This window comes from Pedobacter nototheniae (assembly GCF_032678625.1).
Lineage (GTDB): Bacteria > Bacteroidota > Bacteroidia > Sphingobacteriales > Sphingobacteriaceae > Pedobacter > Pedobacter nototheniae_A.
Map to the genome: position 1 here is coordinate 1 of NZ_JAVTSO010000013.1, position 6170 is coordinate 6170.

Consider the following 6170-nt stretch of genomic DNA (forward strand, 5'->3'; position numbering starts at 1 on the left):
TTCTTTTTAAGATCTGGCACCGACCTACTCTCCCACGTGTTACCGCAGTACCATCGGCTCTGGTGGGCTTAACTGCTCTGTTCGGAATGGGAAGAGGTGGACACCACCGATATAGGCACCTAAATATTTTTATATCGATTTCAATATTTCTAACTAAACCGGGTGGTTAACAATCCAAACACCCCTGACTTTATTTATACCCTTGTATAAAACCAAGAAAACCCTGCAACGGTTCGTTACAGGGTTTCTTTTTAAGATTTGGCACCGACCTACTCTCCCACGTGTTACCGCAGTACCATCGGCTCTGGTGGGCTTAACTTCTCTGTTCGGAATGGGAAGAGGTGGACACCACCGATATAGGCACCTAAATATTTTTAAATAAGGTTCAGGGAGGGAGGGTTTAAAGGGAGAGGGTAATTACCTTCCGCCTTATTGCCTTCGGCCTTCCAGCCTTAAATGACATATTATTGAAAGAAGTTAGTTTGAAGAACAAACAACAGTATGTTGCTTTTGAAAGCTTCGGATGATTAGTATTACTCGACTATGCTGTCACCAGCTTTACATCTATAACCTATCAACGTAGTAGTCTTCTACGGTCCTATATGGAATTCTCATCTCGTGGCTAGTTTCGCACTTAGATGCTTTCAGCGCTTATCTATTCCCAGCGTAGCTACTCTGCAATGCCCCTGGCGGAACAACAGATTCACTAGAGGCTAGTCCAACCCGGTCCTCTCGTACTAAGGTCAGCCCCACTCAAAATTCCTACGCCCACAACAGATAGGGACCGAACTGTCTCGCGACGTTCTGAACCCAGCTCGCGTGCCACTTTAATCGGCGAACAGCCGAACCCTTGGGACCTTCTCCAGCCCCAGGATGTGACGAGCCGACATCGAGGTGCCAAACCTCCCCGTCGATATGAGCTCTTGGGGGAGATCAGCCTGTTATCCCCAGCGTACCTTTTATCCTTTGAGCGATGGCCCTTCCATGCAGAACCACCGGATCACTATATCCGTCTTTCGACCCTGATCGACTTGTCTGTCTCACAGTCAAGCAAGCTTATGCTATTGCACTCCTCATACGGTTACCAAGCGTATTGAGCTTACCTTTGAAAGCCTCCGTTACCTTTTTGGAGGCGACCACCCCAGTCAAACTACCCATCAAACAATGTCTCCCTACTGGAGGGATTAGACACCGAATACAGAAAGGGTGGTATTTCAACGTTGGCTCCACGACACCTAGCGATGCCGCTTCAAAGCCTCCCACCTATCCTACACATCCTGTATCCAATGTCAATGTTAAATTGTAGTGAAGGTGCATGGGGTCTTTCCGTCCCGTTGCGGGTACCCGGCGTCTTCACCGGGACCACAATTTCACCGAGCTCATGGCTGAGACAGCGCCCAGATCGTTACACCATTCGTGCAGGTCGGAACTTACCCGACAAGGAATTTCGCTACCTTAGGACCGTTATAGTTACGGCCGCCGTTTACTGGGGCTTCGATTCAATGCTTCTCCTTGCGGATGACATCCCCTCTTAACCTTCCAGCACCGGGCAGGTGTCAGGCCTTATACTTCATCTTTCGATTTTGCAAAGCCATGTGTTTTTGTTAAACAGTCGCCTGGGCCTTTTCACTGCGGCTGACATTGCTGCCAGCGCCCCTTCTCCCGAAGTTACAGGGCCATTTTGCCGAGTTCCTTAGCCATGATTCACTCGAGCACCTTAGAATTCTCTTCCCGGATACCTGTGTCGGTTTGCGGTACGGGTTTTTATAACCTGAAGCTTAGCGGTTTTTCTTGGAAGTCTGTTTACCTGCTCTATCCACTCATCCGAAGACTCGCGGTACTATTAGGTTTCAGCATCGTTGGCGGATTTGCCTACCATCGATATACCTACGCCCTTTAACGATCTATTCCGTCAGATCGCGGCAGTGTCACTACTCCGTCCCCACATCGCAGTTATAAAAAGTACTGGAATATTAACCAGTTGTCCATCGAATTTCCCCTTCGGGTTCTCCTTAGGTCCCGACTAACCCTGATCCGATTAGCGTTGATCAGGAAACCTTATCCTTTCGGTGGGCGGGTTTCTCTCCCGCCTTATCGTTACTTATGCCTACATTTGCTTTTCTAAAAGCTCCAGCACCCATTACCAGATACCTTCACTGCCGTTAGAATGCTCCCCTACCGATATATTTCAATCCCATAGCTTCGGTGATACACTTAATGCCCGTTTATTATCCATGCCCGATCGCTCGACTAGTGAGCTGTTACGCACTCTTTAAATGAATGGCTGCTTCCAAGCCAACATCCTAGCTGTCTGTGCAATCGGACCTCGTTAGTTCAACTTAGCGTACACTTTGGGACCTTAGCTGATGGTCTGGGTTCTTTCCCTCTCGGCCCGTGACCTTAGCACCCCGGGCCTCACTGCAGATCATATTTAATAGCATTCGGAGTTTGTCTGGATTTGGTAGGATTTGACTCCCCCGCACCCAATCAGTAGCTCTACCTCTATTAAACTTAATATCCACGCTGTTCCTAAAAACATTTCGGGGAGTACGAGCTATTTCCCAGTTTGATTAGCCTTTCACCCCTACCCACAGATCATCCGGAAACTTTTCAACGTTTATCGGTTCGGTCCTCCAGTACGTGTTACCGCACCTTCAACCTGTCCATGGGTAGATCACAAGGTTTCGCGTCTACCTCCTCTGACTATACGCCCTATTCAGACTCGCTTTCGCTTCGGATCCGTGTCTTAAACACTTAACCTTGCCAGAGAAGAGTAACTCGTAGGCTCATTATGCAAAAGGCACGCCGTCACGCCACCTGGACGCTCCGACCGCTTGTAAGTACACGGTTTCAGGTTCTATTTCACTCCCCTGTTCGGGGTTCTTTTCACCTTTCCCTCACGGTACTGGTTCACTATCGGTCTCTCAGGAGTATTTAGCCTTACCGGATGGTGCCGGCAGATTCCCACAAGGCGTCTCCGACCTCGCGGTACTCAGGATACTACTAGGCTAACATTCTATACGTGTACTGGGCTATCACCATGTATCGCCGGGCTTCCCATCCCGTTCCACTTCTGTTTGTTAATACCACATCGTAGTCCTACAACCCCCATTTTGCCGTAACAAAATAGGTTTGGGCTCTTTCCCGTTCGCTCGCCACTACTTAGGAAATCATTATTATTTTCTCTTCCTCTGCTTACTTAGATGTTTCAGTTCGGCAGGTTTGCTCATTATGTGACTAGTCTTCAACTAGCCGGGTTGCCCCATTCGGAAATCTTCGGATCTATTCCTATTTGCAAATACCCGAAGCTTATCGCAGCTTATCACGTCCTTCATCGCCTCTGAGAGCCAAGGCATCCCCCGTGTACTCTTTATTACTTTCTTCTACTTATACGCCTTTTGCGCCGTATAGTATGCTTTTTTGCTCTTGTTATGATGTCTCATACCATTGATCGTATTGCTACTCTCGCCGGTGAGCACAAACACAACAGTCGCCTATTGTTGTTTGCTCTTCTTTTTTAACTTCTTCCAATATGTCAAAGAACTTTACTAAGATTAGGTAAAGGGTATAAAGTTGCAGGTTTCATGCCCTGCGCCTAAGCCTTTAGCTTCGTCTTGTTAGTCAAAAACTGCGGTCTCGAACCGTTTCATATTTATATTATTATATACATATGTGCCCCTTGGCGTTTCTTCTTTTCTTAATTATGTCAATGTATGCCATCAATCCTGATGAACTTCTTTCTTTTCGTTTTTTGAAAGCTTTCTGCTTTGGTCTTTAAGCTTTATGCTCAAATGTGGAGAATAACGGAGTCGAACCGTTGACCTCCTGCGTGCAAGGCAGGCGCTCTAGCCAGCTGAGCTAATCCCCCAGAGTTAGTCTTGAGTCTATAGTAACATCAGCTCAGGTCATTTAACCTTTACCTATTTACTTCATCCTCACAACCTATATAGTAGTCCCGTCCAGATTTGAACTGGAGACCCCTACATTATCAGTGTAGTGCTCTAACCAGGCTGAGCTACGGGACTTTATGGTTTAAGTGGCAGCAGATCCAGCAGTATATAGTATCTTACCGCTACTGCTTCTCTTTTTTCTGCACCTATTCTTTTAAGTATCCTACTCATATACCTTTATAGTATAATCACCGAACTTATCTTCTGGGTGTTTCTTGTGTTTCTCTTTTTGTAGAGTATCATGTTGCGCAGCGAGTAGTCAATGCTACTCCAGAAAGGAGGTATTCCAGCCGCACCTTCCGGTACGGCTACCTTGTTACGACTTAGCCCCAGTTATCGGTTTTACCCTAGGACGCTCCTTACGGTTACATACTTTAGGTACCCCCAACTTCCATGGCTTGACGGGCGGTGTGTACAAGGCCCGGGAACGTATTCACCGCGTCATTGCTGATACGCGATTACTAGCGAATCCAACTTCATGGGGTCGAGTTGCAGACCCCAATCCGAACTGTGAATGGCTTTGTGAGATTCGCATCATATTGCTATGTAGCTGCCCTCTGTACCATCCATTGTAGCACGTGTGTAGCCCCGGACGTAAGGGCCATGATGACTTGACGTCGTCCCCTCCTTCCTCTCTGTTTGCACAGGCAGTCTGTTTAGAGTCCCCACCATTACGTGCTGGCAACTAAACATAGGGGTTGCGCTCGTTGCGGGACTTAACCCAACACCTCACGGCACGAGCTGACGACAGCCATGCAGCACCTAGTTTCGTGTGATTGCTCACTTATTTATCTCTAAATAATTCACTAACTTTCAAGCCCGGGTAAGGTTCCTCGCGTATCATCGAATTAAACCACATGCTCCTCCGCTTGTGCGGGCCCCCGTCAATTCCTTTGAGTTTCACTCTTGCGAGCGTACTCCCCAGGTGGAACACTTAACGCTTTCGCTTAGCCGCTGACTGTCTATCGCCAACAGCGAGTGTTCATCGTTTAGGGCGTGGACTACCAGGGTATCTAATCCTGTTTGATCCCCACGCTTTCGTGCCTCAGCGTCAATAAAACCATAGTAAGCTGCCTTCGCAATCGGTGTTCTGAGACATATCTATGCATTTCACCGCTACTTGTCTCATTCCGCCTACCTCTAGTTTATTCAAGCCCATCAGTATCAAAGGCACTGCGATAGTTGAGCTACCGTCTTTCACCTCTGACTTAACAGGCCGCCTACGCACCCTTTAAACCCAATAAATCCGGATAACGCTTGGATCCTCCGTATTACCGCGGCTGCTGGCACGGAGTTAGCCGATCCTTATTCTTCTGGTACATTCAGCTATCTACACGTAAATAGGTTTATTCCCAGATAAAAGCAGTTTACAACCCATAGGGCAGTCTTCCTGCACGCGGCATGGCTGGTTCAGAGTTGCCTCCATTGACCAATATTCCTTACTGCTGCCTCCCGTAGGAGTCTGGTCCGTGTCTCAGTACCAGTGTGGGGGGTCATCCTCTCAGATCCCCTAGTCATCGTCGCCTTGGTGGGCCGTTACCCCGCCAACTAGCTAATGACACGCATGCCCATCTTAATCCTATAAATATTTGATCATTACATAATGCTATGTTGTGATTTTATGCGGTGTTAATCCGAATTTCTTCGGGCTATCCCCCTGATTAAGGTAGGTTGCATACGCGTTACGCACCCGTGCGCCGGTCTCAAAGAAGCAAGCCTCTTCTACCCCTCGACTTGCATGTATTAGGCCTGCCGCTAGCGTTCATCCTGAGCCAGGATCAAACTCTCCATTGTAAAATGTTGTGTTGATTCTGACCAGTTTTAACTATCGTTAAAAATAGTCTTCTTTTTTAATTTGTCTGTTAGACATTGTCTTTAAAATAAAGCGACGGTATTCTGTACTTGAATGCGTACTTCATTACCTCGCTACGCTACATTGACATCTCTTTTAAGAACTTGTTGATCTGGTAACCTCACGGCCGATCATGTGTATATATCTTTAAACTTTAATCTCATTCAAGGTCTTTATATTCCCTAAACTCCAATCCCGTTTATTTCAATCTTTTTTGTTAACCGCATCGACATCCGCCGTTTTGGTATCCCCTTCGTTTCCGTTTGGGATTGCAAAGGTAGAAAAACTTTTTTAATCCGCAAGAAAAATAAATTCTTTTTTTCTTTTTGTTTTAAATGGCTTAATCGGTTATTACCCTAATTTAAACC

At 46.9% G+C, this 6170-nt stretch carries 2 tRNA genes and 4 rRNA genes; all 6 read right to left on the bottom strand.

Features of this window, described 5'->3' with window-relative positions:
• Positions 1-11: 11 nt before the first annotated feature.
• Positions 12-123 (bottom strand): 5S ribosomal RNA (gene rrf / locus R2Q77_RS20880).
• Between the two features lie 133 nt (positions 124-256).
• Positions 257-368 (bottom strand): 5S ribosomal RNA (gene rrf / locus R2Q77_RS20885).
• 140 nt (positions 369-508) lie between these two features.
• Positions 509-3383 (bottom strand): 23S ribosomal RNA (locus R2Q77_RS20890).
• Between the two features lie 411 nt (positions 3384-3794).
• A tRNA-Ala gene (locus tag R2Q77_RS20895) sits at positions 3795-3868 on the bottom strand.
• A gap of 82 nt (positions 3869-3950) precedes the next feature.
• Positions 3951-4025 (bottom strand) — tRNA-Ile (locus R2Q77_RS20900).
• Between the two features lie 199 nt (positions 4026-4224).
• Positions 4225-5744: ribosomal RNA gene (locus R2Q77_RS20905) — 16S ribosomal RNA — on the bottom strand.
• The 16S, 23S and 5S rRNA genes sit together here with 2 tRNA genes alongside, the layout of an rRNA operon.
• Positions 5745-6170: the final 426 nt, after the last annotated feature.